Source organism: Paracoccus sp. (in: a-proteobacteria) (assembly GCF_030538655.1).
Classification (GTDB): domain Bacteria; phylum Pseudomonadota; class Alphaproteobacteria; order Rhodobacterales; family Rhodobacteraceae; genus Paracoccus.
In genome coordinates this window covers 1-26,731 of record NZ_JAUNTO010000003.1, presented here as the reverse complement: position 1 = coordinate 26,731, position 26,731 = coordinate 1, and the positions used below count along the sequence as shown (strand labels likewise).

The 26,731-nt window shown below is 62.2% G+C and carries 22 protein-coding genes; 3 read left to right on the top strand and 19 right to left on the bottom strand.

Annotated features, from left to right (window positions below; all coding sequences use genetic code 11):
- Positions 1 to 25 precede the first annotated feature (25 nt).
- From folD to Q4G22_RS03025, 5 genes are read right to left on the bottom strand one after another with little or no spacing between them, the layout of a single operon-like run.
- Positions 26 to 913, bottom strand: coding sequence for a bifunctional methylenetetrahydrofolate dehydrogenase/methenyltetrahydrofolate cyclohydrolase FolD (gene folD / locus Q4G22_RS03045; RefSeq protein WP_303384423.1), 888 nt, complete (start codon positions 911 to 913; stop codon positions 26 to 28).
- Positions 910 to 1,461, bottom strand: a complete 552-nt coding sequence (locus Q4G22_RS03040) for a sarcosine oxidase subunit gamma (RefSeq protein WP_303384422.1) — start codon at positions 1,459 to 1,461, stop codon at positions 910 to 912. Before Q4G22_RS03040 ends, folD begins: the two co-directional genes overlap by 4 nt.
- A complete protein-coding gene (locus Q4G22_RS03035; RefSeq protein WP_303384421.1) occupies positions 1,454 to 4,366 on the bottom strand; it encodes a sarcosine oxidase subunit alpha family protein in 2,913 nt (970 codons plus the stop codon). The genes Q4G22_RS03040 and Q4G22_RS03035 overlap by 8 nt, the downstream gene beginning before the upstream one ends.
- The gene (locus Q4G22_RS03030) at positions 4,363 to 4,635 is read right to left on the bottom strand and encodes a sarcosine oxidase subunit delta (protein WP_303384420.1); all 273 of its coding nucleotides are present in this window, start codon (positions 4,633 to 4,635) and stop codon (positions 4,363 to 4,365) included. Before Q4G22_RS03030 ends, Q4G22_RS03035 begins: the two co-directional genes overlap by 4 nt.
- Before the next feature lie 8 nt (positions 4,636 to 4,643).
- A complete protein-coding gene (locus Q4G22_RS03025; protein WP_303384563.1) occupies positions 4,644 to 5,894 on the bottom strand; it encodes a sarcosine oxidase subunit beta family protein in 1,251 nt (416 codons plus the stop codon).
- Positions 5,895 to 6,036: 142 nt separating this feature from the next.
- Here Q4G22_RS03025 and Q4G22_RS03020 point away from each other — a divergent pair, with 142 nt between their 5' ends.
- A complete protein-coding gene (locus Q4G22_RS03020) occupies positions 6,037 to 7,038 on the top strand; it encodes a GlxA family transcriptional regulator (RefSeq protein WP_303384419.1) in 1,002 nt (333 codons plus the stop codon).
- Here Q4G22_RS03020 and Q4G22_RS03015 read toward each other — a convergent pair.
- From Q4G22_RS03015 to acnA, 11 genes are all read right to left on the bottom strand, one after another.
- Positions 7,028 to 8,095: a DUF3445 domain-containing protein gene (locus Q4G22_RS03015; RefSeq protein WP_303384418.1), complete on the bottom strand. Its 1,068-nt coding sequence runs from the start codon at positions 8,093 to 8,095 to the stop codon at positions 7,028 to 7,030. The genes Q4G22_RS03020 and Q4G22_RS03015 overlap by 11 nt on opposite strands.
- Before the next feature lie 9 nt (positions 8,096 to 8,104).
- Positions 8,105 to 9,028, bottom strand: coding sequence for a PDR/VanB family oxidoreductase (locus tag Q4G22_RS03010; RefSeq protein ID WP_303384417.1), 924 nt, complete (start codon positions 9,026 to 9,028; stop codon positions 8,105 to 8,107).
- Complete coding sequence (locus tag Q4G22_RS03005; protein ID WP_303384416.1) at positions 9,025 to 9,612, bottom strand: dimethylamine monooxygenase subunit DmmA family protein; 588 nt, start codon at positions 9,610 to 9,612, stop codon at positions 9,025 to 9,027. Before Q4G22_RS03005 ends, Q4G22_RS03010 begins: the two co-directional genes overlap by 4 nt.
- A 60-nt stretch (positions 9,613 to 9,672) precedes the next feature.
- Entirely contained in the window at positions 9,673 to 10,812 is a 1,140-nt protein-coding gene (locus Q4G22_RS03000) for an aminomethyltransferase family protein (protein ID WP_303384415.1), read from the bottom strand.
- A gap of 24 nt (positions 10,813 to 10,836) precedes the next feature.
- Positions 10,837 to 13,182 carry a DUF1989 domain-containing protein gene (locus Q4G22_RS02995; RefSeq protein ID WP_303384414.1) on the bottom strand — a complete coding sequence of 782 codons (2,346 nt, stop codon included), beginning with the start codon at positions 13,180 to 13,182 and terminating at the stop codon, positions 10,837 to 10,839.
- 48 nt (positions 13,183 to 13,230) lie between these two features.
- The gene (locus Q4G22_RS02990) at positions 13,231 to 14,574 is read right to left on the bottom strand and encodes an NAD(P)-binding domain-containing protein (RefSeq protein ID WP_303384413.1); all 1,344 of its coding nucleotides are present in this window, start codon (positions 14,572 to 14,574) and stop codon (positions 13,231 to 13,233) included.
- A gap of 301 nt (positions 14,575 to 14,875) precedes the next feature.
- Complete coding sequence (gene glnT, locus Q4G22_RS02985) at positions 14,876 to 16,180, bottom strand: type III glutamate--ammonia ligase (protein WP_303384412.1); 1,305 nt, start codon at positions 16,178 to 16,180, stop codon at positions 14,876 to 14,878.
- A gap of 68 nt (positions 16,181 to 16,248) precedes the next feature.
- Positions 16,249 to 17,574: an FMN-binding glutamate synthase family protein gene (locus Q4G22_RS02980; RefSeq protein ID WP_303384411.1), complete on the bottom strand. Its 1,326-nt coding sequence runs from the start codon at positions 17,572 to 17,574 to the stop codon at positions 16,249 to 16,251.
- Positions 17,575 to 17,584: 10 nt separating this feature from the next.
- Positions 17,585 to 18,268 (bottom strand): GXGXG domain-containing protein, encoded by a 684-nt coding sequence (locus tag Q4G22_RS02975; protein ID WP_303384410.1) that lies wholly within the window; start codon positions 18,266 to 18,268, stop codon positions 17,585 to 17,587.
- A 1-nt stretch (position 18,269) separates the two neighbouring features.
- Positions 18,270 to 19,157, bottom strand: a complete 888-nt coding sequence (locus Q4G22_RS02970; protein ID WP_303384409.1) for a glutamine amidotransferase family protein — start codon at positions 19,155 to 19,157, stop codon at positions 18,270 to 18,272.
- Between the two features lie 494 nt (positions 19,158 to 19,651).
- Positions 19,652 to 22,423 carry an aconitate hydratase AcnA gene (gene acnA, locus Q4G22_RS02965; RefSeq protein ID WP_303384408.1) on the bottom strand — a complete coding sequence of 924 codons (2,772 nt, stop codon included), beginning with the start codon at positions 22,421 to 22,423 and terminating at the stop codon, positions 19,652 to 19,654.
- Positions 22,424 to 22,640: 217 nt separating this feature from the next.
- Between acnA and Q4G22_RS02960 the strand changes: the two genes are divergently transcribed.
- Positions 22,641 to 23,651, top strand: coding sequence for a thioredoxin family protein (locus Q4G22_RS02960; protein ID WP_303384407.1), 1,011 nt, complete (start codon positions 22,641 to 22,643; stop codon positions 23,649 to 23,651).
- 49 nt (positions 23,652 to 23,700) lie between these two features.
- Complete coding sequence (locus Q4G22_RS02955; RefSeq protein ID WP_303384406.1) at positions 23,701 to 24,279, top strand: TIGR02281 family clan AA aspartic protease; 579 nt, start codon at positions 23,701 to 23,703, stop codon at positions 24,277 to 24,279.
- Here Q4G22_RS02955 and Q4G22_RS02950 read toward each other — a convergent pair.
- The 3 genes from Q4G22_RS02950 to Q4G22_RS02940 are packed head-to-tail and all read right to left on the bottom strand — an operon-like array spanning position 24,276 to position 26,437.
- The gene (locus Q4G22_RS02950; protein WP_303384405.1) at positions 24,276 to 24,884 is read right to left on the bottom strand and encodes an inner membrane-spanning protein YciB; all 609 of its coding nucleotides are present in this window, start codon (positions 24,882 to 24,884) and stop codon (positions 24,276 to 24,278) included. The two genes, Q4G22_RS02955 and Q4G22_RS02950, sit on opposite strands and share 4 nt — an antisense overlap.
- Positions 24,885 to 24,902: 18 nt before the next feature.
- On the bottom strand, positions 24,903 to 25,802 hold the full coding sequence (locus Q4G22_RS02945; RefSeq protein WP_303384404.1) for a DMT family transporter: 900 nt from the start codon (positions 25,800 to 25,802) through the stop codon (positions 24,903 to 24,905).
- 11 nt (positions 25,803 to 25,813) lie between these two features.
- On the bottom strand, positions 25,814 to 26,437 hold the full coding sequence (locus Q4G22_RS02940; protein WP_303384403.1) for a MarC family protein: 624 nt from the start codon (positions 26,435 to 26,437) through the stop codon (positions 25,814 to 25,816).
- Between the last annotated feature and the right edge of the window lie 294 nt (positions 26,438 to 26,731).

Here is a 26,731-nt window from a genome sequence, read left to right as displayed (position 1 = left end):
AGATATTCCCTGCTGGTTTTATGGTTCAGGCGGTCAGGCCCTGCGGTTCGGGCAGGCCGCCCGCGCGGCAGCAGGCCGTCAGCGTATTGGCCAGCAGGCAGGCGATGGTCATCGGCCCCACCCCACCCGGAACCGGCGTGATCGCACCCGCCACCTTTGCTGCGCTGTCAAAATCGACATCCCCGACCAGACGAGCCGTATCGCCGGTCTGAATACGGTTGATGCCCACGTCGATCACGGTTGCGCCCGGCTTGATCCAGTCGCCGGGGATCATGCGCGGGCGGCCAACGGCGGCGACCAGAATGTCCGCGCCCCGGCAGACCGCTGCCAGATCGGAGGTGCGGGAATGGGCGATGGTCACGGTGCAGTTATTGGCCAGCAGCAGCTGTGCCATCGGTTTGCCGACGATATTGCTGCGCCCAACGACCACGGCATTCAGCCCTGACACATCGCCCAGACGGTCACGCAGCATCATCAGACAGCCCAATGGCGTGCAAGGCACCATCGCCTTTTGCCCGGTGCCCAGCAGGCCAACGTTCAGGATATGAAACCCGTCCACATCCTTGGCCGGGTCAATGGCGTTCAGAACCGCCTCGGCATTCATTTGCGCGGGCAACGGCAACTGCACCAAAATCCCATGCACGGCCGGATCGGCGTTCAGCATCGCGATCAGCGCCATCAGATCGACCTGCGGCGTATCAGCGGGCAGCCGGTGTTCAAAGGATGCCATCCCGGCCTCGCGCGTTTGCACGCCTTTGTTGCGCACATAGACGTGGCTGGCCGGATCGTCGCCGACCAGCACCACCGCCAGGCCGGGCGTGATGCCGCGCGCCTTCAGCGCCGCGACATGTTCAGCCACGCGTGCCCGCACATCCGCCGCGAATGCCTTGCCGTCGATAATCTGCGCGCTCATATCGTCACATCCAGTCGCCGGGCGGCTTGCGTGACCGCGTGCCACAGCGATCCCATGGCCGAGCGCATTCCGATAATGGCCAGATGATCTTCTGCGCGGCGAATGACGAAAACGCTTTGGTGATGCAGGCCGGTGCGGGTGGCGCTGTCGGGGCCAAAGTGCAGCGGGTCCAGATTGACCAGCCGCTCCATCAGGGCAGGAATGGCCGGGCCGGTGATTTCGATGGCGGCAAAACCATCCGTTTGTTCGGTAACAGAACAGCCGGGCGTCTGCGCCGCCACATCGCGCGCGAAATCGGTTTCGGCACGATCTGGTCCTTCGATCATCCATTGATCCGGGCCGGTCCAGAAAGCGGCGACCTTTGCGCCGGTGACATAACGCCCCACAGCGGGCAACGTCAGACCGAATGGGGACGGTCGCGCCATCCCCCGGCGCAACGCCAGTGAGGCCAGCCCCAGCCCGCTGTTTTCACAGATGGTCAGCGGACCGCATATCGCCTGTCGCGGCGTGGTATCGCCCAGGGCGCTAAAGGGGGGCAGATCAGTCACGCAGGCGTCCTCCGTCGGGGTCAATGAAATGAGGTGACACGACGCGCAGCCGCACGGATTGATTTTGCAGCGGATTGGCGGCGATCACGATTTCGCCCATCCGCCCGGCACCGTCTTGCAAAAAGCCCAGTCCGATTGACGACCCGACATGCGGCGAATAGCAGGCCGAGGTGATCCAGCCCTGATCGCTGGCCGTATCTTGCGCCGCGCCTTCGGTGAACAGATGCGCGCCCGCGACGACGGGTTCCGCAGGATCCACGGGTTGCAGCCCCACCAGCCGCCTTGTGTCGGCCATCAGCCCTTCGCGCCGTGACATGACCGCACCGATGCTGTCTTTCTTTGTGCTGACCATACGGCCAAGCCCCAACATCTGGGCCGTGGTCTGGCCGTTCAGTTCATTGCCCGCCGCGTGACCCTTTTCGATGCGCAACACGCCAAGCGCCTCGGTGCCATAGGGTGTCGCGCCCAGATCCGCGCCCACTGTCACCAGCCGCTCCATCAGCGCCGCGCCATAGCGGGCAGGAACGGCGATTTCATAGGCCAGTTCGCCCGAGAACGAGATACGAAACAGCCGCGCCCGCAGCCCGCCGCAGACCGTCAATTCCGCGCAGGCCATAAAGGGGAACGCTTCATTCGACAGATCGAACCCGTCAACGACACGTTCCAGCAATGCCCGCGCATTCGGCCCGGCGACGGAAAGTTGCGCCCAGGCATCGGTCGTCGAGATCAACTGCACATCCAGATCAGGCCACAGACACTGACGGCAGAATTCCATATGCCGATAGACTGGCCCCGCCTGCGCCGTGGTTGTGGTGACGACGAAATGATCCTCGGCCAAGCGGGCGCAGGTGCCATCGTCATAGGCAAACCCGTCCTCGCGCAGCATCAGGCCGTAACGGACCATGCCGGGCTTCAGGCTGGCCATGGCATTGCAGTAGATGCGGTTCAGGAATTCGGCCGCATCCGCGCCCTGCACATCAATCTTACCCAGCGTGGTCACATCACAGATGCCGACACCGGAACGGGTGGCCAGAACCTCGCGGTCAACGGTTTCGCGCCAATGGGTTTCACCCGTGTGGGGGAAATATTGTGCCCGCATCCATGGTCCCACCTCGACGAACACAGCGCCTTGCGCGGTGGCCCAAGGGTGTGTGGGCGTCAGGCGACGGGGGCGGAAATCCGGCCCGGTATCGCCGCCGCCCAGAACCGCCAGCGACACCGGCGTATAGGGCGGGCGAAAGATTGTGGTGCCGGTCTGCGCGATCGTCTTGCCGGTCAGTTCCGCCATCACCGCCAGCGCAGTGACATTGGATGTCTTGCCCTGATCGGTCGCCATACCCAGCGTGGTCCAGCGTTTCAGATGTTCGACCGGGCGCATGTTTTCCTGATGCGCCAGTGCGATGTCCTTGACCGTCACGTCGTTCTGGAAATCCACCCATGCACGGCGCTTGCCGGGCACATGCCAGAGCGGGCGCAGATTGGCGGGCGCGTCCTTGGCCTGCGGCAGATCGGGAATATGCGCGGTGATCCCCAGATCGGCCAGCGCATCCCGCGCGGCAGCGGCCCCCGATTCCAGCGCGGTCGCCGTGCAGCCCCGACCTGCGGCGGCACCCGCGACGGTCAACCCCACAGGCCCGCCGGTGCCAGGCAAAAAGGTCTGTAACCCCTCATCCCATACCGGCCGCCCGCGGTGGTGCGAGGCGATTTGCACATTTGGGTTCCACCCCCCCGCCACCCCAAGCGCGCCACAGTCGATCCACTCGCCGCCGTTGACCTGAACCCTGGTCAGGCCATGGCGGCCTTTACTGCCCGTCACCATGCTGCCCGCAATCACCCGGTATTCGGCAGAGGGCGCATCGGTGCGGCTGTCGATGACGGCGGCAATATCCACGCCCTTCGCCGCCAGATCACGGGCGGTGCAGTGGCCATCGTCGTTATTGGTGAAAACCGCGACCCGAGCCGCCGGGCTGACGGCCCATCGGTTCGCATAGGCCCGCATCGCCCCTGACAGCATGATGCCGGGGCGGTCGTTATCGGCAAAGGGAATGTGCCGTTCCGTCGCGCCCGCCGCCAGAATTGCGCGGCGCGCTGTAATGCGCCACAGCGTTTGCCGCACACCCTTTGGCGCGCTCAGATGGTCGCCTACCCGCTCCACCGCCGCATAGACGCCATGGTCAAAGGCCCCCCAGATGGTCGTGCGCCGCATCACCCGGACGTTGGGCAGGGCGGTCAATTCGGCCTCGATCCCGGCGATCCATTCGGCTGCGGGGCGATCCAAAGGTGCGCTTTCGGCCAGCAGACGCCCGCCAAGGCGGAAATCTTCGTCCGCCAGAATGACTTGCCCGCCTGCCCGCGCCGCCGTCAGCGCCGCCGCCAGACCTGCCGCGCCGCCCCCGATCACCAGCAGGTCGCAATGCAGGAAACCCGCGTCGTAATCGTCGGGGTCGGGCAGGCCCGACAGCGCCCCCAGCCCCGCCGCGCGGCGGATCATGGGTTCATACAGCTTTTCCCAGAACGCCTTGGGCCACATGAAGGTTTTATAGTAAAATCCGGCGGCAAAGAACGGCGACAGCAGGTCGTTCACCGCCAGCAAATCGCGGTGAAGCGAGCCGATGTAATTCTGGCTGCTGGCCTGCAAACCGTCGAACAGTTCGACCATGGTGGCGCGGGTGTTGGGTTCTGCGCGGGCGCCGCTGTGCAGGGTGACAAGGGCGTTCGGTTCCTCGGACCCGGCACTGAAAATGCCACGTGGGCGATGATATTTGAAGCTGCGCCCCACCAGTCGCACATCATTGGCCAGCAGCGCCGAGGCCAGCGTATCGCCCGCATGGCCCTGATAGGTCTGGCCATCAAAGCTGAACATCAGTCCGTGATTGCGGTCGATCAACCCACCCGCAAGCCTCATGCCGCACCGCCTTTCCGGGCCAGTTCCGCGCCGGTGATTTCATGGGTCACGGTGTCGCGGGTGACGATCAGCCAGCTCCGGTCGCCCTGTTCGTGAAACCACAATTCGCGATGCAGGCCCGCAGGGTTATCGCGCAGGTGGACGTAATCGTGAAACGCTTCAGCAGCATCGGGCGCGGCAGGGTCGGGACGGTTCAACAGTGAAGCATCGCCCAGATAAGTGAACTCGGACGCGTCGCGCAGGCCAAGAAGGGGATGGGGGATCAGCATATCGGCCCTCAGTGCAGATTGGGCGTCGCGCCCATGCCTTTTTCGTCGATGGGATAACCGCGCCGGAACCGATCCAGCCGATAGGCGGTGGCGGTGTCATGCGGGCGGTCGGTGACCAGCAGATGCGCAAAGGCATAGCCGCTGGCAGGCGTGGCCTTGAACCCGCCATAGCACCAGCCCGCATTCAGATAGAGACCCTGAACCGGGGTGTGGTCGATGATCGGACTGCCGTCCATCGACATATCCATGATGCCGCCCCACACGCGCAACAGCCGCGCCCGACCGATCATCGGCATCAGAGCCATGCCGCCCTGCGCCACATCCTCGATCACGGCCATGTTGCCGCGCTGCGCGTAGGAGTTATAGCCGTCGATGTCGCCGCCAAAGACCAGCCCGCCCTTGTCGGACTGGCTGACATAGAAATGCCCCGCGCCAAAGGTAATCACCCCGTCGATGACGGGCTTCAGCCCCTCGGTCACAAAGGCTTGCAACACGTGGCTTTCGATGGGCAGGCGCATCCCGGCCATCGCCATCACCTTGCCCGACATGCCTGCCACGGCAACACCCACCTTGCCCGCGCCGATATGGCCGCGCGTGGTTTCGACCCCTGTCACCCGGCCTTGTTCGATACGGAAACCTGTCACCTCGCAATTCTGGATCAGGTCCACACCCGCCCGGTCGGCCCCGCGGGCATAGCCCCAGGCCACGCCATCATGCCGGGCCGTTCCGGCGCGGCGCTGCAACAGACCGCCTTTTATCGGAAAGCGGGCATTGTCGAAATTCAGCCATGGATACATCGCCCGCACCTGCGCCGTATCCAGCAGTTCCGCGTCCGCCCCCGCCAGCCGCATCGCGTTACCGCGCCTGCGATACGCGTCGCGCTGACCATCGCTGTGGATCAGATTCAGGATGCCGCGCTGACTGACCATCGCATTAAAGTTGAATTCCTGTTCCAGCCCTTCCCACAGTTTCATGGAAAATTCGTAGAACGGCTCATTCCCCGGCAGAAGATAGTTGGACCGGATGATCGTCGTATTCCGCCCGATATTTCCCTGCCCCAGCCAGCCGCGTTCCAGAACCGCGATGCGGGACTGTTTGAACGTCTTCGCCAGATAATAGGCCGTCGCCAGCCCATGCCCACCACCTCCGATGATGATGTAATCATAGGCCGCCTGCGGGTCGGGATTACGCCACAGCAGTCCCCAGCCCTTGTGGCCGGTCAGTGCCTCGCGGATGACTCTCAGCCCTGAAAAACGCACGGTCTGCACCTGTGATTCTGATGTTCTGACAATCAGAATATCCGCGCACCAATCGTATGATTGATGATTTCAGACGAAGCCTTGTCATTTTCAGACAGCAGTGAATATTTTCAAGAATATTTCATGCCTGAAGGGAATTTTTGTGGGCAACCCTGTGCGCATCGGCTTTATCCTGACACCTGGCTATTCGCTGATGTCGATGACTGCGGCGGTCGAGCCGTTGCGCGCGGCCAATCACCTTGCCGGGGCCGATCTGTATCGCCCCGCGTTCTTTTCTGTAGGCGGCGGGTTTGCAGCTTCGACCTCGGGTGGCGGATTTCCGGCATTGCCGCTGATCGAAACACATGGCGGCGCGGCCACTGGCGCGCTGGATCTGGTCTTTGTCGTCGCGGGCGGCAACCCGATGCAATATCACGATCCGGCGCTGATCCGGGGGCTGCGGTCACTGGACCGGCGCGGCATCAGTCTGGGCGGCATTTCCGGCGGGGCGGCGATTCTGGCGCGCTATGGCCTGATGCGCGGGCGGCGCTTTACCCTGCACTGGGCACATATCGACGCGCTCAGCGAGGAGATGCCCGAATTGCTGATCGACCGCGCGCTGTATGTCATTGACCGCGACCGTTACAGTTGCGCGGGCGGTGTTGCCGTGTTGGATATGATGTGCGCGGTCATTGCCCGCGATCATGGCGCGGGCTTTGCGCGCTCTGTCGCAGAGTGGTTTATCCACCCCCGTCCCCGCACCGCGAACGAGCCGCAGCGCGAAGCGCAACAGCCCGGCAATGCACATCCGGCGCTGACTGCTGCAATAGATCTGATGTTCAGTCATCTGGCCGATCCGTTAAGCGCCGATCAGATTGCCGCGCAGGTCGGGCTAAGCGCCCGTCAGTTGCAGCGGCTGTTCATCGACCATCTGGACTGTCCGCTGATGCAGTTCTATCGCGAGATGCGGCTGAAAAAAGCGGACGAACTGGTGCAGCAAACCGCGCTGCCCATGCTGGATATTGCGCTGATTACCGGGTTTGGCAGCGCGGCCCATTTCAGCCGTGCCTATTCCGCCATGTTCGGGCTGGCGCCGGTGCGGCGGCGGCGGATGATGGCGACACGGGGACGGATGGCCTTTGATCCGTTCAGGGTCACGGAATAGCCCCGCCGCGTAAATCTTGGTCGGGGTATATCCCCGGCGAGGTCGGCGCACCGTCATCGAACCGTGCCAGATAGTCCACGATCAGCGGACGATTGTCGATGAACCCTTTGTAGGTGGCAAGATCCTCGGGCAGATCGCGGATCACGCGGTGTAGGCGGCGGCCCCATTTCGGCACTGTGACCAGATCCTGCAAGGAAATCAGATAACAACGGATCGGGAACGCCAGCGCATTGGATCGGGGCAAGCGCCAGAAGGATTGCAGCTCGACCCGCAGGAATTGCTTTTCGCCAATGTTTTCCGGCGTCAGGCTGCGTTTTTCCGGCCCCCATTCGGGATAGGTTTCCGGGCTGGTGTCCAGGCGCGGGTTGACCGTCATCGTCCAGTTCAGCCGCCGGGCCGGAGTATCCTGCTGCACATTCATCAAGAACTTGAGCGCCCGTTGGAACACCCCCATTTCCGCCGCGCGCGGCACCGGGGCGTGCCATTCAAAGAAGTTCATGCCGATGTCAAAATCCAGGCTCCAGTCAGCCTGCGACGTGACCATCCCGGCATCCATCCATAGATTGCTGTCGCGCTGGTCCAGCACAGCGAAATCGCCCTGAGTCTGCCGGGTTATGTATTCCATCGGCCCGCAGGGCAGTGTCGTATCATCCAGAAAGGTGAAACTGTCGTCGATTCCCAACGGACGGTTCACCCACCGCCAGCGGTTGCCATCGCGGTGCAGTGTGAACAGATCGGGGTAATCCTCGGATTTGCAGGTCATGATAAGTTCCAGCAAATCCCATCCTGCCCACGCCATATGCGGCAAGGACTGACAGCGCATCGGATCGTGTGACAGGGTGATGGCGCGATCCTCCATTTCCGCGACATAATGTTCGTCCACGTCAAAGCGGCGCTCGAACACACTGCCCTGCGGGCCGCCTTTGTGCGGCTCGATATTGACGGAATACATGTAATCGTCGCGATCAAACGGAAAAGGAAAGCGACGGATCGCGGCGGGTGAGTTGTAAAAGCTGTAATCGCCGCGAAAGGTTTCCTTGTTAAAGGTCATGGTCATGGCACTATCCTATCTGTCGATGGTCAGCAGCCTGCCCCGGAAACGGGAAACGCAGGGCATGATCTTGCGGGCGTGATCGCCCGGTTCCAGCCAGTGATCGCGGTGGTCGATGTCGCCGTCACAGGCAATTACATCGGTTTCGCATTGCCCGCAGGCACCGCCCCGGCACAGCCATGGCGCATCAATGTCTGCTGCCTCCATCGCCTCCAGCAGCGACTGATGCGGGCCGACCGTCAGGCGGCGTGCCGATGCGGCGCAGAAAACCTCGAACGGTTCGCCGGGGGCGGGGGCAAGAAATTCCTCGGAATGCAGCGCATCCTCGGACCAGCCCATTGCGCGGGCCGCGTTCAGCGCCGTGTCGATCATACTGCCAGACCCGCAGACATACAGATGCGTGCCCATCGGCTGTTCCGACAGGATGCCATCCAGCACCATGCGCGACCCTTCGTCACTGATGTGCAGATGGGTGCCATCAGGCGCGGCGACGGCCTCGGCCCGGTGGCGGACGGCATAGTGCAGCTCGTAATCCGCGCCCATCCGCGCCAGCTCTGGCACCTGCGCCAGAAACGGTGTAATACCGACGCCGCCCGCGATCAGCAGATGCTTGCGCGCGGTCAGGTTCAGGGCAAACAGGTTCACCGGCGCCCCGATCCGCAGCCGGGTGCCGGGTTGAACCTGTTCGTGCATGAAACGCGATCCGCCCCGGCCTTTGTTTTCGCGCTGGACGGCAATTTCATAGCCCGCCCCGTCCAGAGGATCAGAGATCAGCGAATAGGCATTGCGGCGCAGCACATCGCCATCGGGCATCTCGACCATGACATGCGACCCACCGGAAAATACCGGCAAAGGCGCACCATCGGGATGTTCAAAGCGAAAGCGGGTGATGCGTGGGGTCAGGGCCTGCCGCCCGGTCAGGATCAGGTCAAGCTTCACAGGCGGATCTCCACGGGATCGGGGATGATACCGGGGGTTTCGGCATCCACGCAGACCCCCTGAAACGCCCCCAGGCGGCGCGAGAAATGATCGCGCACGAACAGCGCCCGCCCGCATCCGGGGCAGGTATAGGGATCTGTCGTCACGTTCTCGGCAATCGTCTTGCAATGCACGCATTGCATCCGGCGGGCGGCGGTGCCGCGATGTTCGGATTGGATCGCACCCAAAGGAACGCCATGCAACAGCAAGCGCGCCTGTGCCTGCGCGATGACCCCTTCGGACCCGGCCAGAAACACCTGAAGCCCCATCCGCGCATTTGCCATGGCCGCGTCTATGGCAGCGTTCAGATCAGAGGTTTCGTCATAGCGCCGCGCCAGATCAATCAGCGCGCCGGGGCGGGCGGTTGCCGCGACATGAATAATCGTGGTCTTGGTCATCAGATCAGGCGCAGCACGGCCCAGATCAGCCAAAGCGGCGGCACCGTTATCATCGCAGATCATCAGCGCCGCAGAACAGGGGCGCGGTTCCAGCCGCGCATAAACCGGGCGGCTGACGAATAGAGAGGAGGGGGGCAGGCTGCTCATTCCAATCGTCCTGATAGGGATAGCGACCGCCAGAGCCAGACCCCGGCGGCCGGGCGTGGCTTAACCCTTGGCGGTGCGGCGTTTCTTGTCAGGATCATAGAAGGGCATGGCCACCGTGGTCGCGCGGATCTCGCCATGTTCGGCGCAGTTCACGATCAGCGGGGTTCCGTCATTCGCGCAATCGAGCGGCAGCCGGGCAATCGCCACTGTCCAGTTGTTCAGTGGTGAATGCATGGCCTGCGTCACCACGCCGACCTGCTTGCCATCGCGATATACCGGCGCACCATTGCCCGGCACCTTGTCGCCCGCCAGCTTCAGCCCCCAGATTTTGAACCGTTCCTTGCCCTTCAGCCGATAATGTTCATCCGCGCCCCGGAACCCGGTTTTGCCTGGCGAGACGGTGAAATCCAGCCCCAGTTCCCACAGCGTATCGCCGCCGGGCTGATCGTCGAACGGATATATTTCCGAATTGTCATAGGGGAAGAACAGCAGGTAACTTTCGGTACGCAGCAGATCCAGCGTGGTAAAACGGCAGGGGATGATGCCGATATTCGCCCCCTCGTCCAGAATCCGGTCCCAGACCATCGGCGCATCCTGCCCGCGCACGAACAGTTCATAACCCCGCTCGCCCGTGTATCCGGTGCGCGAGATCATCGCGGGCTTGCCGAACAGCGAGGTTTGCAGATGCGCGAAATAGGGCAGGTCGCGGATGCCGGGAACATGGCGTTCCAGATAATCAACCGCCAGCGGCCCTTGCAGCGACAGATCATGCAGATTGTCATCGAACCGGACCGATACATCGCGCCCGCTCGCATACATCGCCAGTTGCTCATGCCCGGCACCAGCACCGTGAACGACCATGAAGGCATTCGGTCCGGTGCGATAGATCACGCAATCATCCACGAACTTGCCCGCATCATTCAGCATGGCGGCATAGACCGACCGCCCCGGCATCAGCTTTTCGATGTTGCGCGTGGTAGCCCGGTCGATGACATGGCTGGCGGCGGGGCCGGTCAGGTGAACCTTTTTCAGCCCCGACACATCCATCAGCCCGGCCTTGGTGCGGATGGCCATATATTCGGCATCCGGGTCGCCGCTGGTATAGGACCACGCCGTGCCCATGCCCGACCAATCCTCCAGATCAGAGCCAAGCGCCCGGTGACGGTCGCCAAGGGTTGAAAAACGCCATGATGCAGTCATGTGAACCTCGCTGTTGTTGCCCGGTCAGGACCGGGGACGTTCCTTTTTCGGGTCGTAATGGGGGAATGCGGTGATGCGGGCAGGCAGGCGTTTTTGCTGACCGTCCAGCTTGCCGACCTCGATTTCGGTGCCTTCGGCAGCATGGGTCACATCGACGCGGGCCAGCGCGATCTGCGCATCCAGCAGCGGCGACCACATCGCCGATGTCACCTCGCCCACCTGTGCGCGCCCAATATGCAGGCAGTCGCCATGGCCGACGGTTTCGCGGCTGTCGATCACCAGCCCGACCATCGTGTGTCGCGGGTTTTCCTTGCGGCGGATCAGTGCGTCACGGCCGATAAAGTCATCGGGTTTGGATTTCAGCGGCACGGTAAAGCTGATCCCGGCCTCGAACGGGTCGGTCTGGTCGGTGAATTCGTAATCGGCAAAGATCAACCCCGCCTCGATCCGCAGGAGGTCCAGCGCCGCCAGCCCCATGGGACGCGCGCCCTGTTCCTGAACGGCGGCAAACACCCCCGCGCCGTCCTTGGGATGGCAAAAGATCTCATAGCCCAACTCGCCGGTATAGCCGGTGCGCGACACGACGACCGGCGCCCCTTCTGGTCCGCCGATCCGGCCCACGGTGAAACGAAACCAGCCCAGTTCGGGGATCGCCGTCTGATGTGGTGCTGTCCAGATGATGCGGTTCATCAGATCACGGCTGGCCGGACCCTGCACCGCCAGATTGTGCAACTGGTCGGTGGAACCGCGGATCATCACCTTCAGCCCCAGTGCCGCGGCCTGTTCGCGCATCCATTCGCCGCCGTAATCCGCCCCTCCGATCCAGCGAAAGCGGTCGTGGCCCAGCCGGAACAGCGTGCCATCGTCGATCATACCACCATGGGGATAGCACATCGCGCTGTAAACCACCTGTCCATCGCCCAGTTTCTTGACATCGCGCGTCAAAACCCATTGCAGCAGCGCCTCGGCGTCGGGGCCTGTCACCTCGAACTTGCGCAGGGCGGACAGGTCCATAAAGGCGACACCCTCGCGGCAGGCGCGATATTCCTCGACCGGGCTGGAACCGGGAAAGCTGTTGGGCAGCCAGAATCCCTTGTATTCCACAAAGTCGCGGGTCAGCGCGGCAAATTGGTCGTGAAAGGTGGTTTGTCTGGTCATCACGGGGTCCGAATCCGGCATGGGGCGCCAGGCAACGGCGCGGGAAAAGCGTTCGGTGGCGGCATAGCTGCGAATGTGAATATCGCTCAGATACCAGCCATTCGCGGGGCTGGTGTCGTCAGGGCAGGCCGAGGATACGCAGACAATATCGGTCAGCGCCCGCAGCAGCACATAATCGCCGGGGCGCGACCATGGTTCATCTGCCATCAGCACGCCATGCGCGTCGATCCAGGTGTTGAAAAAGAAATTCGCCGCCATCCAGCCATGACGCGGGTCAACACCGTAACCCGACAGCGCCGCGTTGAAATTATCCGAGCAGTTGATATGGCCGGGATAACCGATGTCATCGTAATATTTTGCCGAACAGGCCATGGCGAATGCGTCATGCCGCCCGCACGTATCCTGAACCACTTCGATCAAAGGGGTCATATCCTGATCGAAATATTTGGAATGCAGGCCGGGCATGGCATAGCTGTGCCCCAGAATGGTGCGGGTCGTTGTCACATCCAGTGGATTCTGAATGCCGCGATCCAGCTTGCGGGCGTCAAAACACTGAAAATCGGTGCATTGCCGGCCATCGACGTCGATGATCTGGATATATTCACCAGCGCGGACCAGATACCCTTCTGCCGTGGCCGACTTTACCCGCAAATCCAGCACAGGATCGGCCAGCGGGTCGGGTAGTTCGTATCCCATGCGTTGGCCGGGGGTGGTGCGCTGGATGGTCAGCACCAGCGGGCTGGCGGTATCCCCGGTGGCCGGGTCCATGGGATCGGCGGGCGCGCAGACGATCAGCCAGCCCGCCCCGCCAGCCTCAAAGCCCGCGCTGTCGCCTGCCGGGCTGTCGGTGCCAAACAGCACCAGCGCGCAGCGACCGGACAGGTCGATCCCGCGCGCAGCGATTCCCCGCGCCAGACGCCGCAAACTGTCATCTCCGCCTGTCAGAGCGCGACGCAGGCCATGCGGTTCTTCGATCCCCGGACCAAGCAGAGGCGCGATACGCCCGGACAGGTCCGCCGTGACCAATTCGGCGCGCTGGCCGCCTTCGGTATTGGTCAGGGTCAGCCGGTCGCCCGCAGCCAGCGCCACCAGCAAGGCCCCGCCACCCTGCACCGTATGGCGTTCCGGTGCGGTCAAGGCCCTGGCTTGATGCGCACGGCTGGCCGACGGCGGGCCGGGGCGGAACAGGCGCGGATAGGTGATCTGGGTCATGCGTATCCTCCCCCAACGGCAAGGGCAGCGGGTTGCCGCCCCTGACACTCAGTTTTGCAGATAGGTCGCCATGCTGTCGTCCAGCGCATCCTTCCACGGCGTATGATGGGCCGGAGCCATCGTCCCGGTGATGACCGACCGATAACAGTTGTTGCGAAACGCCATGATGTCCTGGGCCTTGTGCTTTTTCCATTCAAAGAAAGCTTTACAGGCACCATCCACATCAAAGCTGGGATAATCGGTGTCGGCAATCAGCTCTTTGACGTAATCACCCTGATAGCTGATCGCATATTTCACATCGTCGCTGGCCTCCTCGCGCGCCTCGCGTTCGGCCACATCGGCCATCATCACCTGTTTGTCGGCGGGAACCTCGATCCGGCCCAGAATGATGTCGCGCACATACCATGCCTGCGCATCGAACATATTGAAGGTGAACCACTGATCCTGCATCCCCAGATAGAACATGCGCGGGTTGTGGACATAGACGACTCCCTTATACAGATCCGCCGTCGCCAGCCGGTTCGCCGTTTTCAGCCGCAGGTTATCGGGCAGGAACGGGAAATAATGGCGATAGCCGGTGCAAAGAATGATCGCGTCGATATGCTTTGAGCTCCCATCCCGAAAGAACGCGGTCTTCCCCTCGACCTTGACCAGCCCTTGCTTTTCTTCCCAGTTTTCGGGCCAGTTGAACCCCATCGGCGCGCTGCGATAACAGGATGTGACGGTCTTGGCGCCGTATTTCCAACATTGCGACCCGATGTCCTCGGCGGAATAGGACGAGCCGACAACCAGCACATCCTGACCAGAAAATTCGCGCGCGTCGCGAAAATCATGAGCGTGAACGATACGTCCATAAAACTGATCGAAGCCGGGATATTCCGGCACGTTCGGGCTGGAGAAATGCCCGGAGGCCACGATCACATGGTCAAACCGTTCTTTATAGACGCGATCCTTTTTCATATCGTGCACGGTGATGGTGAAATCCTGTGCCTCGCGGTCGTATTCGATCCAGCGCACCACGCTGTTAAACCGGATCCAGTCGCGCACACCGGCCTTTTTTACCCGGCCTTCGATATAGTCCATCATCACGGCGCGCGGCGGATAGGATGCAATCTGTTTGCCGAAATGTTCCTCGAACGGATAATCGGCAAACTCCAACCCCTCTTTCGGGCCGTTGGTCCACAAATAGCGATACATCGAGCCATGCACCGGCTCGCCATGCTCATCGACGCCGGTGCGCCAAGTGTAATTCCACAACCCACCCCAATTCGATTGCTTTTCGAAACAGACGATTTCAGGAATGGCGGCACCCTTGCGGGCGGCGGACTGGAAAGCACGAAGTTGGGCAAGGCCGGAAGGCCCGGCGCCGATCACGGCGACGCGGTGCGTCATCTTGAAGCTCCCTGTTTCTATGAGATGGCCTTTGGCCCGTTCTTATATCTCAATGGAGCGACAATCGCCGTGTCAGTCAATATTTTTTCTTGTAGAGAACAATTTTTGCCATTTTTGCGCCGATTCTGTCGCGGCTTGGGCGTCACGAGATCAAAGAACACGCAGCGGTGCAGGCAATGGTAGCATCATGGATGTCGCTCGGCCGCTGATCCATCAGCCGCGATTCGCCGCATTGGGATATGTCGGCATAAAAAATGCCGCCACAGCACACTGCGGCGGCGGGCGATGGTCATGACAAACGTCAGATGTCCAGCGTGTTGTCGCGTTCCCATTGCGAAAGATGGGCGCAATAGGCATTCCATTCCTGCCGTTTCATTTTGATATAAGCGGTTGAAAAATCATCCCCCATCGCGGCCTTCAGCTCGGAATCCTCGTCATAGGCGCGGATCGCATCCAACAGGTTCAGCGGCAGTTTCGGCGCATCGGTGACGGTATGGCCTTGCGCATACATGTCGATGTCGGAACGCGGGCCGGGATCGGCCTTGCTGCTCATCCCGGAAAGGCCCGCTGCAATGATGATCGCCTGCAACAGATAGGGGTTTGCCGCGCCATCGGGCAGGCGCAATTCGAACCTGCCGGGGCCGGGGACGCGCACCATATGGGTGCGGTTATTGCCGGTCCATGTTACGGAATTCGGCGCCCATGTCGCACCCGAAACCGTGCGCGGGGCGTTGATACGCTTATAGCTGTTCACCGTCGGATTGGTGATCGCTGCCAGCGCCGAGGCATGTTTCATGATCCCGCCCAGAAAGTGCCGCCCGTCATCCGACAGCGACAATTCCTTGCTGTCATCGGAAAAGGCGTTCGTGCCATCCTTGGTCCAGACCGAGATATGCGCGTGGCACCCGTTTCCGGTCAGCCCCATAATCGGCTTGGGCATGAAAGTGGCCCGTAATCCGTGCTTTTCCGCGACCGAGCGGACCATGAACTTGAAGAACGAATGCTTGTCGGCAGTGGCCAGCGCCGTGTCGAATTTCCAGTTCATTTCGAACTGGCCGTTCGCGTCTTCGTGGTCGTTCTGATAGGGTTCCCAGCCCAGTTCCAGCATGTAATCGCAGATTTCCGCAATCACATCATAACGGCGCATGATCGCCTGCTGGTCATAGCAGGGTTTGACGGCGGTATCGGCGGCATCCGATATTTCCATCCCCTCGGGGGTCAGCAGGAAAAACTCGGGTTCGACGCCGGTCTTGACCTCCAGCCCCAGATCGGCGGCCTCGGCAGTCAGGCGGGTCAGAACATTGCGCGGTGCCTGTTGCAGAGGGCCATTCCCGCTCATCACACAGTTCGACGCCAGCCATGCCACATCCTTTTTCCACGGCAGTTGAATGACCGAGGCTGCGTCCGGCCGCGCCAGCATGTCGGGATGCGCCGGGGTCAGGTCCAGCCAGGTCGCAAAACCGGCAAAGCCTGCTCCGTCCTGCTGCATGTCGGCAATCGCCTGTGCGGGAACCAGCTTGGCGCGCTGGCTGCCAAACAGGTCAGTAAAGGTGACCATGAAATACTTGACGCCATGTTCGCGGGCGTAATCCGAAAGGTCGATCATCGTCGTTATTCCCTGCAAGGATGTGAGACCGGGGCGGGGTTCATGGCCTCGCCCTCGGGTGTGATCGCTCAAAATCCGCTCTGGCCTGGAATCCAGTTCGTGCCGGCCAGCGGAACCCCTGCCATGGCGGCGGCCTCGATGGTCAGCGCGCACAGGTCTTCGGGTTCAAGGTTGTGGACATGGCTTTTGCCGCAGGCACGGGCGATGGTCTGACATTCCAGCGTCAGCACCGACAGATAGTTGCGCAGACGGCGCCCGGCTTCGACCGGATCAAGGCGTTTCATCAATTCCGGGTCTTGCGTGGTGATGCCCGCCGGATCACGACCTTCGTGCCAGTCGTCATAGGCCTCGGCGGTGGTGCCAAGGGCGGCATATTCCGCGCCCCATTTCGGATCGTTCTCACCCAAGGCAATCAGCGCCGCCGTGCCAATGGCCACCGCATCGGCACCAAGCGCCAGCGCCTTGGCCACATCGGCCCCGTTGCGGATGCCGCCCGAGACAACCAGTTGCACCTTGCGGTGCATCCCAAGGTCTTGCAGCGCCTTCACCGCCGGGCGGATACAGGCCAGCGTCGGCTGCCCGACATGTTCGATGAACACATCCTGCGTCGCCGCCGTGCCGCCCTGCATTCCATCCAGAACCACGACATCCGCCCCGGCCTTGACCGCCAGCGCCGTGTCATAATAGGGCCGCGCGCCGCCGATCTTGATATAAATCGGCTTTTCCCAGCCGGTAATCTCGCGGATTTCGAGGATCTTGATTTCCAGATCATCTGGGCCGGTCCAGTCCGGGTGCCGACAGGCCGAGCGTTGATCGATGCCGACAGGCAGGTTGCGCATCTGTGCCACCCGCTTGGTGATCTTTTGGCCCAGCAACATCCCGCCGCCGCCGGGTTTTGCGCCCTGGCCGACGACGATTTCAATTGCATCGGCACGGCGCAGGTCGTCGGGGTTCATACCATAGCGCGAGGGCAGGTATTGATAGACCAGCTTTTCGGAATGGCCGCGTTCTTCGTTCGTCATGCCGCCGTCGCCGGTGGTGGTCGAGGTGCCCGCCAGCGTCGCACCGCGCCCCAAGGCCTCTTTCGCGGGGCCGGACAGTGCGCCAAAGGACATGCCGGCGATGGTGACGGGGATTTTCAGCTCGATCGGTTTTTTCGCAAACCGCGTGCCTAGCGTGACCGAAGTATCACATTTTTCACGATAGCCTTCCAGCGGATAGCGGCTGATCGAGGCCCCCAGAAACAGCAGGTCATCGAAATGCGGCACCCGCCGCTTTGCGCCACCGCCGCGGATGTCATAGATCCCGGTCGCGGCAGCGCGGCGGATTTCGGAATTGGTCTGCTCGCTAAAGGTCCAGCTCTTGCGCGGCGTCGTGTGTGGTGTCTGTTCCATTGCCTGATCCTCAGTAATCGCCGGCGTGATCGACGTGGAAGTTGTAAAGTTTGCGGGCCGAGCCATAGCGTTTGAAATCCTCGGGGCGGGCATCGGCCCCGGCGCGTTCCAGCAGATCACGCAGAATTTCGAGATGTTCGGGGCGCATCTCTTTTTCGATGCAATCCGCGCCAAGCGATTTGACATTGCCGCGCACGAACAGCCGGGCTTCATACAGGCTGTCACCCAGTGCATCACCCGCATCACCCAGCACCACCAGATTGCCCGACTGCGCCATAAAGGCCGACATGTGGCCGATATTGCCGTGCACCACGATGTCGATGCCCTTCATCGAGATACCGCAGCGGCTGGAGGCATTGCCCTTGATGACCAGCAACCCGCCTTGCCCGGTCGCGCCCGCATATTGGCTGGCATCGCCGTCGATCACGACGGTGCCCGACATCATGTTCTCGGCCACGCCCGGCCCGGCCGAGCCGGTCACAAGGACCGTCGCCTGTTTGTTCATCCCGGCGCAGTAATAGCCGGTCGAGCCTTTGACCGTGACAGTGATCGGCGCATCCAGTCCCACCGCCAGCGCATGGGCACCGCGCGGGTTTTCGATGGTCCATTCGGTCTGGTTGGTTTCGTTCGCCTGCGCCTGCAATGTGCTGTTCAGCGCGCGCAGATCGGTGGTGGCCATGTCGATGGTCTGCATCTCAACGTTCCCAGAAATAAACGGTGGCAGGTTCGGGTTCCCACACGTGGGCGGTCTCGATCCCCGGCAGGTTGACCAGCGCCCGGTATTCACTGCCAAAGGCAACGTAGTCGTCGGTTTCGGCCATGACGGCGGGTTTGCAGGCAATTGGGTCACGGACCACGCCAAAGCCGTTTTTTGTCCCCACGACAAAGGTGAAAAAGCCGTCCAGATCGCTGAGCGTGCCTTCCAGCGCCTCGCCCAGACTGGCCCCTTCGGCCAGCCGCGACGAGATATAGCAGGCCGCGACCTCGGTATCGTTCTGGGTCTGCGGCGCAAAACCCTTTTGCGCCAGCTTGCGGCGCATCTGGTTGTGGTTGGACAGCGATCCGTTATGCACCAGACACTGATCGTCGCCGGTCGAAAACGGATGCGCGCCCAGGGTCGTCACCGCGCTTTCGGTGGCCATGCGGGTGTGGCCTATGCCATGGCTGCCGGTCATCCGGCGCAGATGGAACCGCTCTGCCACATCCTTGGGTAGACCCACTTCCTTAAAGATTTCCATGCTGTGCCCGGTGCCCATCACCCGGATGCCTTTTTCGTTCAGAAAGGCACGGGCTGCGGGTTCGGTCCCTTCGGGCAAGCTCAGCACCGCATGGGTATCGACGATGCGCATCGTGACATGGCCTTCCAGTGCCGCCGAAAGTGTCTTGTCCAACCCCGCGAATGTTTCGGCCGGCGTGTCGGACTGAATGGTCATTTTCAGTCCGTTACCATCATTGCCATAGATCGCGATCCCTGCGCTGTCGGGGCCACGGTCCGTCATGGTAATCAGCATATCGGTCAGCATGTCCCCCAGTTTGGGGCGCAGATCCTCGTTTTTGAGGAAAAGTCCAACGATACCGCACATTATGGTCTCCCTCCGCGGATAGAAGCATATTCATTGCTTAACAAGAATATCTATTTCTTCAAACGAAATTTATTGATGATCGGGCCGCAGCAGGTCGCCATCGCCACATGCTCTTTGCGCAAGCAGCTCCCGTCAGGCAAAGCGCAGCTTCTGTGCAAAATCGTATCATCCTTACAATGCGGCCCGCCGGAGCTGACAGGTGGTGGCCCGGCATCAGCCGTAGATTCAAGCGCGCTGATGAAGGGCAAACCAGAGGCGGGGTGATATGGGGCTGATAACGCGCGGCGCGTTTGCGGTTGCCTTGTTGCGGCCCGTGGCGATGTTCACGCTTGTTGAACCGCTGATCCAATCGCCCGATGTCCAGGCTGGCGGCTGGCGGCTGGCGGCTGGCGAACGCTCAGACGATGCCGCAAGAGTTTTCGACATGTTTGCCGCGATGACCAAACGAAAAAGCCCCGGCGGGCCGGGGCTTTCCTTATCGTGTCAGCGCGCGATCAGGACGCGGCCAGATTGCGCAGCACGTAATGCAGCACGCCGCCGTTTTCGAGATATTCAATCTCGACCTCGGTATCGACGCGGGCTTTCAGCTGGATTTCCTTCACCGTGCCATCGGCATAGGTGATCGTCGCCGGAACCAGCGACAGGGGTTTGAAATCACCGGCCAGACCGCTGATCGAGATCACCTCGTCGCCGGTCAGGTTCAGCGATTTGCGGTTGTCGCCGCCGGTGAACTCGAATGGGATGACACCCATGCCGACCAGGTTGGAACGGTGGATACGCTCGAACGATTCGGCGATCACGGCCTTGATGCCCAGTAGATTGGTGCCTTTGGCGGCCCAGTCACGCGACGAACCGGCACCGTATTCCTGACCGCCGATGACGACCAGCGGCACGCCCGCATCCTGATAGGCCATCGCCGCGTCATAGATCGCCGCCTGCTTGCCGTCGGGGCCTTTGGAATAGCCGCCCTCGACGCCGTCCAGCATCTCGTTCTTGATGCGGATATTGGCAAAGGTGCCGCGCATCATGATCTCGTGGTTGCCGCGACGCGAACCATAGCTGTTGAAATCACGCGGCGCGACCTGCCGTTCGGTCAGATAGCGTCCGGCGGGCGTTTCGGCCTTGAACGAACCAGCGGGCGAGATGTGGTCGGTGGTAATCATGTCGCCCAGCAGGGCCAGAACCCGTGCCCTGTCGATATTGTGGATCGCGCCTTTATCCTTGCCCATGCCCTGGAAATAGGGCGGGTTCTGGATATAGGTCGAGGCCGCAGGCCAGTCATAGGTCTCGCTGTCGGTGGTTTCCACCGCCTGCCAACGCTCGTCGCCCTTGAACACATCGGCGTATTTCGCCTGGAACATTTCGCGGGTGACGATGGTATCGACCAGATCGGCGACCTCTTTGCTGGTCGGCCAGATGTCTTTCAGGAACACGGCCTTGCCTTCGGGCGTATAGGCCAGCGGTTCGCTGGTCAGGTCGATGTTCATGTCACCGGCAATCGCATAGGCCACGACAAGCGGGGGCGAGGCCAGATAGTTGGCGCGCACGTCGGGCGAAATCCGGCCCTCAAAGTTGCGGTTCCCCGACAGGACCGAGACGGCAACCAGATCGTTGTCGTTGATCGACTTGCTGATCGCGGGTTCCAGCGGGCCAGAGTTGCCGATGCAGGTCGTGCAGCCGAAACCGACAAGGTTAAAGCCAAGCGCGTCCAGATCTTCCTGAAGGCCAGCGGCTTTCAGGTATTCCTCGACCACCTGCGATCCCGGCGCCAGCGAGGTTTTTACCCACGGCTTGCGGTTCAGGCCCAGGGCGCGCGCCTTGCGGGCGACCAGACCGGCGGCCATCAGCACATAGGGGTTCGAGGTGTTGGTGCAGGACGTGATCGAGGCGATCACAACGGAACCGTCGTGCAGCTTATAGCCCTCACCCTCGACCGCGCCCGAGGCATAGCCGTCCAGATGGCCGGGCAGGTGGTCGGGGGCTGGTGCGCCGCCTTCGTCGTTCCACTCCTTGATGTCGCGGCGGGCGGGTTCCGGCTGCTTGCGGGTGCCGCAAATATATTTGCTGAACTCATAGGCCGAATCGGTCAGCGGGACGTGATCCTGTGGGCGTTTCGGGCCGGAAATCGCGGGCACCACATCGCCCTGATCCAGTTCCAGCGTGCTGGTGTAAACCGGCGCGTAATCGGCACCGCGCCAGAAACCGTTTTCCTTGGCATAAGCCTCGACCAGCGCGATACGGTCTTCGTCGCGGCCGGTCTGGCGCAGATAGCGCAGGGTTTCGTTGTCGATCGGGAAAAAGCCGCAGGTCGCGCCATATTCCGGGGCCATGTTGGCGATGGTCGCGCGGTCGGCCAGCGGCATGTGATCCAGCCCCTCGCCATAGAACTCGACGAATTTGTTCACCACGCCATGGGCGCGCAGCATTTGCACGACCTTCAGCACCAGATCGGTGGCAGTTACGCCTTCGCGCAGCGCGCCGGTGATTTTAAAGCCGACAACCTCAGGGATCAGCATGGAAATCGGCTGACCCAGCATCGCGGCCTCGGCCTCGATCCCGCCGACGCCCCAGCCCAGAACAGCAAGGCCGTTGACCATCGTCGTATGCGAGTCGGTGCCGACCAGCGTATCGGGGTAGGCGACCGTTTCGCCCGACTGATCGGTGTCGGTCCAGACGGTCTGCGACAGGTATTCAAGGTTCACCTGATGGCAGATGCCGGTGCCGGGCGGCACCACGCGGAAGTTGTTGAACGCCTTTTGACCCCATTTCAGGAAGGTGTAGCGTTCCAGGTTCCGCTCATATTCCAGTTCCACGTTGCGCTGAAACGCGCGCGGCGTGCCGAATTCGTCGATCATGACCGAGTGGTCGATGACCAGATCAACCGGGTTCAGCGGGTTGATTTTCTGCGGGTCGCCGCCAAGGTTCTTGATCCCGTCGCGCATCGCGGCAAGGTCCACGACCGCCGGAACGCCGGTGAAATCCTGCATCAAGACGCGGGCCGGGCGATAGGCGATCTCGCGCGGGTTCTTGCCGCCTTTTTCCGCCCATTCGGCGAATGCCTTGATGTCGTCCACGGAAACCGTGCGCCCGCCGTCTTCAAAGCGGAGCATGTTTTCCAGCACAACCTTGAGGCTGGCGGGCAGTTTCGAAAAATCGCCCAGGCCCGCTTGGGTCGCGGCGGGGATCGAGTAATAGGAAATATCCTTGCCGCCTGCGCTCAGCTTGCGGCGGGTTTTCGCGGTGTCGGTTCCGGTGACGATGGGCATCGGGGCCTCCCTGTCTGCATCATGATGGGTTCGGCTGCACCCGCCCTGATTGCCCCATGGGAACGGGGTAAGCAAGGCTCGGCCATTTGGTATGCAATCGCATACACTGTTCCGCGCTGTTGCTCAAGGGGCACGGTGACATGTGTTTAACAAACGGTTGATTTGGTGCAGGCGGCGAAAAAACCCTATCACTGACGGGATGACGCAGGTGGGAATCATGACAGGGCACAGGCAAGCACGCGGGCAGACATGGCGCGGCACGATGGCGGCTGCGCTGCTGGCGGGCGTGTTGGCGTTGATACCCGGCGTCATGCGGGCGGAAACCGTATCGGCCGCCGATTCTGCACGGATCGAGCCATCCGACGCCCTTGGCCGCGCCATCGAAGAAGTGCTGAGTGGCGCGATCAACCTGCCAGAACCTGTGCATCCGCAGCCTGCGGTGCCGGTGATCGGTGCCTCTGACCCGCCGCCGGTGATCGGGGCAGGCGACCCGTCGGGGCAGAACGCGCTGTTTGCCGGGGGCGGGGCGGTGCCTGCGGCGGGGATGCTGCCCCTGTCGCGCCTGCCGGTGGTGGTCGAGCTGTTCACCTCGCAGGGGTGTTCCAACTGCCCGCCCGCCGATGCGATGATGGCCGAACTGGTGCGTCAGCCCGATGTGCTGCCGCTGACCTTCAACGTCGATTACTGGAATTATCTGGGCTGGGCCGACAGCTTTGCCCGTCCGCAGTTCACGCAGCGCCAGAAAAACTATGCAGCGGCGGCGGGCGAACGCTCGGTCTATACGCCGCAGGTGATTGTGGACGGGCAGGATACGCTGCTGACGCTGCGTCCGGCGGATCTGATGGCGCTGGTCGATATGCACCGCGCCAGCCCCGCCATGCTGACCGTGGTGCCGCAGCGCGACGGCGCGCGGCTGCTGCTGGAATTCCAGCCGTTGTCCGATCTGTCCGGTCCCTTTGCCGTGCAACTGGTCGGCTATGTCCCCGAACGCCAGGTGACGATCACGGCGGGCGAAAATCACGGGCGCACCATCACCTATCGCAACGTCGTGGTCAGCCTGCACAAGCTGGCCGACTGGGACGGTCGCCAGCCGCTGCGGCTGAGCGTGTCGCCGGGGCGCGAGGCGCAGCCCGATCTGCCGCGCGACACCCGCAATGCCGTGCTGGTTCAGCAGGTGTTGCCGCAGGGTCTGCCTGGCCCGATCGTGGCCGCGATGCGGCTGGAATGATCCGGCGCTGCCTCTTGCACTGGGCAGCCACACAGGCCATCTGCCGGACATGAGCGATTTGCTGACAGAGGATTGGGGGCGGCTGGTCTATCTGGGCCTGCTGCTGGTGTTCATCGGCGGTGCCATCGTGTTCGAGGGCGCGGGCCGCCGCCGTCAGGCGTTGCGGCAGGCGGCAACATGGGCGATGCTGTTCGCACTGGTCGCCGCCGGGGCAAGCTGGTGGCAGGATCGGCAATATGCCGCGCAGGTATCGGGTGACGGCGCGCGGATCGAACTGCCGATGGGCCGTGATGGCCATTTCCACATTCAGGCCGACGTGAACGGTGCCCCGATCCACTTTATGATCGACACCGGGGCCAGCCAGCTTGTGCTGTCGCCGCGCGATGCCCGCCGCGCCGGGTTCGACACCGGCGCGCTGGCCTATACGCAGCGCGCCATGACAGCGAATGGTCCGGTGGACAGCGCCCCGGTGCGGATCGAGCGGCTGACCATCGGCCCGATCACCGACAGGGGCGTGGCCGCGCAGGTCAACGGCGCCGATATGGGGGTGTCGCTGATGGGCATGTCCTATCTGTCCGGCTTTGCCCGCGTCAGTATCGAGGGCCGGCGGATGATTCTGGAACGCTAGGCACCCCCGCCCGGCTGATCGTCCTTAAGGGCATAGCGGCTGAACAGGCTCGCATTGGCCATGATGAATACGAACAGAATCGCCGTCAGGCCAAAGGTCTTGAACCAGACCCATGTCGTTTCCGACATGGTGCGCCAGACGATTTCGTTCAGCACCGCCATGCCGACAAAGGCCCCCACCATGCGCTGTGTCAGGATGCGCCAGCCCTCGGGCTGCATTTTCAGCCCCGCCGACATCACCGCGCCCAACCAGTTCTTGCCCGCCATCAGGCTGTAACCCAGCAGGCCCGCGAACAGCAGATAGACGATCGTCGGCTTCATCTTGAAAAAGCGCGGATCGTTCAGCCAGACCGACAGCCCGCCGAACACCAGCACCAGCACCAGCGTGACGATCTGCATTGCCGACAGATGCCCGGTCAGCCGCCACAGTGCCAGCGTCGAGGCCACCAGCACGGGAATGAACAGCAGCGTGGCGACGATGAAACCGGAATATTGGTTGCCCCACAAAACTACCGTCCTGTCGCGCAACAGCATGAACACGACCAGAAACAGGATCAGCGGCCCCCATTCCAGCGCGCCTTTCAGCCATGGAAAGCGTTCGTTCATCGGTTCATCCTTCTTTCGTCAGTCCGCGAATTCCACGATCACCGCGCCCGCCGCGATGCCCGCCATCAGTGCCATGCGCACCGGCCCGACCTTTTCGCGCAGGAAAAGCCAGCCGACAAGGGCCGCGAACAGGGTCGAGGTTTCGCGCAGCACGGCGGCACGGCCCACATCGTCGATCCGCGTGGCCAGCATGATCGAGCCGAAGCTGGCAAAGGCGACGAATGCGCCGGTGATCCCGCGCAACGCCAGCGGCCGCCACTCGGCCTGCGGCAACGCCCGCAAGCGGCGATGCATCACCAGCGGCATGAACAGCGAATCCAGCAGGAAAAACCACGCCAGAAAGGTGAACGGGTCGGCTGCCTGCCGGATACCCCAGGCGTCATAGGTGGTGTAAACCGCGATCATCCCGCCGGTCGCCACCGCCCAGCCCAAGGCAGGCATCAAGGTTTCGCGCCCCACATCCAGCCGCCGCATGTTCCAGATCCCAAGGCCAAAGATCGCGGCCACCAGCAAAAACACGCCGCTCCATTGCGCGGGGCTGTAACGCTCGCCAAACAGGGCGGTGGCGGCGATGATGGCAAACAGCGGCGCGGTGCCACGTGCGACGGGATAGACGACGGTATAGGCGCCGCGCTGATAGGATTGCGCCTGCGCCAGCTTATAGGCGATGTGGATCACCATCACCCCTGCCAGAATCGGCCACAGATGCGGCTGCGGCCACGGCACCACGAACAGCGCAAAGGGCAGGGCGATCAGCCCGTAAAAGATGTCGATGACCGCGCGGCTGATCCAGGGATCATGCCGCCCCTTTTGCAGCGCCCCGAACACCGCGTGCAGAAACGCCGCCGAAATCGCCAGAATCGAGGCAACCCGCGCCCCCTCGGGCGTGCCGGTGATGGCGTCGATCCATGCTGTCATGCCATCAATGCCTAACCGAACAACCCCGAACCTTTCAGCCCGTCGATAATGAACTGAATCGCCAGCGCGGTCAGCAACATACCCATCAGTCGCGTAATCACCATAACCCCGGTCCGCCCAAGCGCATGGGCCAGCGGCGTCGCCATTTCGAACAGAATGTGCATGATGGCCAGAACCGCCAGCATCACCAGCAGAATCATCGCCGTGTGCAGCGGCCCCTGACCTTGCCCGACCAGCAGAATCATCGTGGCCAGCGCGCCCGGTCCAGCGATCAGTGGCGTGGCCAGCGGAAACACCGAAGGATCAGGCAGCTCGTCGCCACTGCCCTGCGCCTGTTCCTCGCGGCGCTCGGTGCGGCGCTGGAACAGCATGTCCACGGCGGTCAGAAACAACAGCACGCCGCCCGCGATGCGGAATGCCGGGATGGAAATGCCGATGCCAGTCAAAATCGCCTCGCCGACCAGCCCGAACAGCGTCAGCAACCCCGCCGCCACCGCCAGCGCCCGCCAGGCGATCCGTCGCCGCTGCGCCACGCTCATCCCGCCGGTCAGTGCGATGAACAAAGGTAATAACCCGATCGGGTCGATCACCACGAACAGCGTGACAAAGGCAGTGATATAGGTGGCCATCTCCATGTTGCCTTATCACCCGCTGCGCGGGTTCTGCCAAGCGCTCCAGCCGGTCTTTCGTTTAAAAATATCCCGGGGGAATCGCCGGAACGGCGATGGGGGCTGGCCCCCTTGCGACGGCGCCATTCATGAATCGCCCGCATAACCGTAAGTAATTCTTCGCGTCTAATCCGAACAATGCCCATCACCTATCTTGCCCCACAAGACAGAACCAGAAAGGACCAGCCATGGACCGCACGATTTTGAACCGCCGCAACCTGCTGCAACTGACCGGCGCAAGCGTACTTGCCCTTGGGGCGG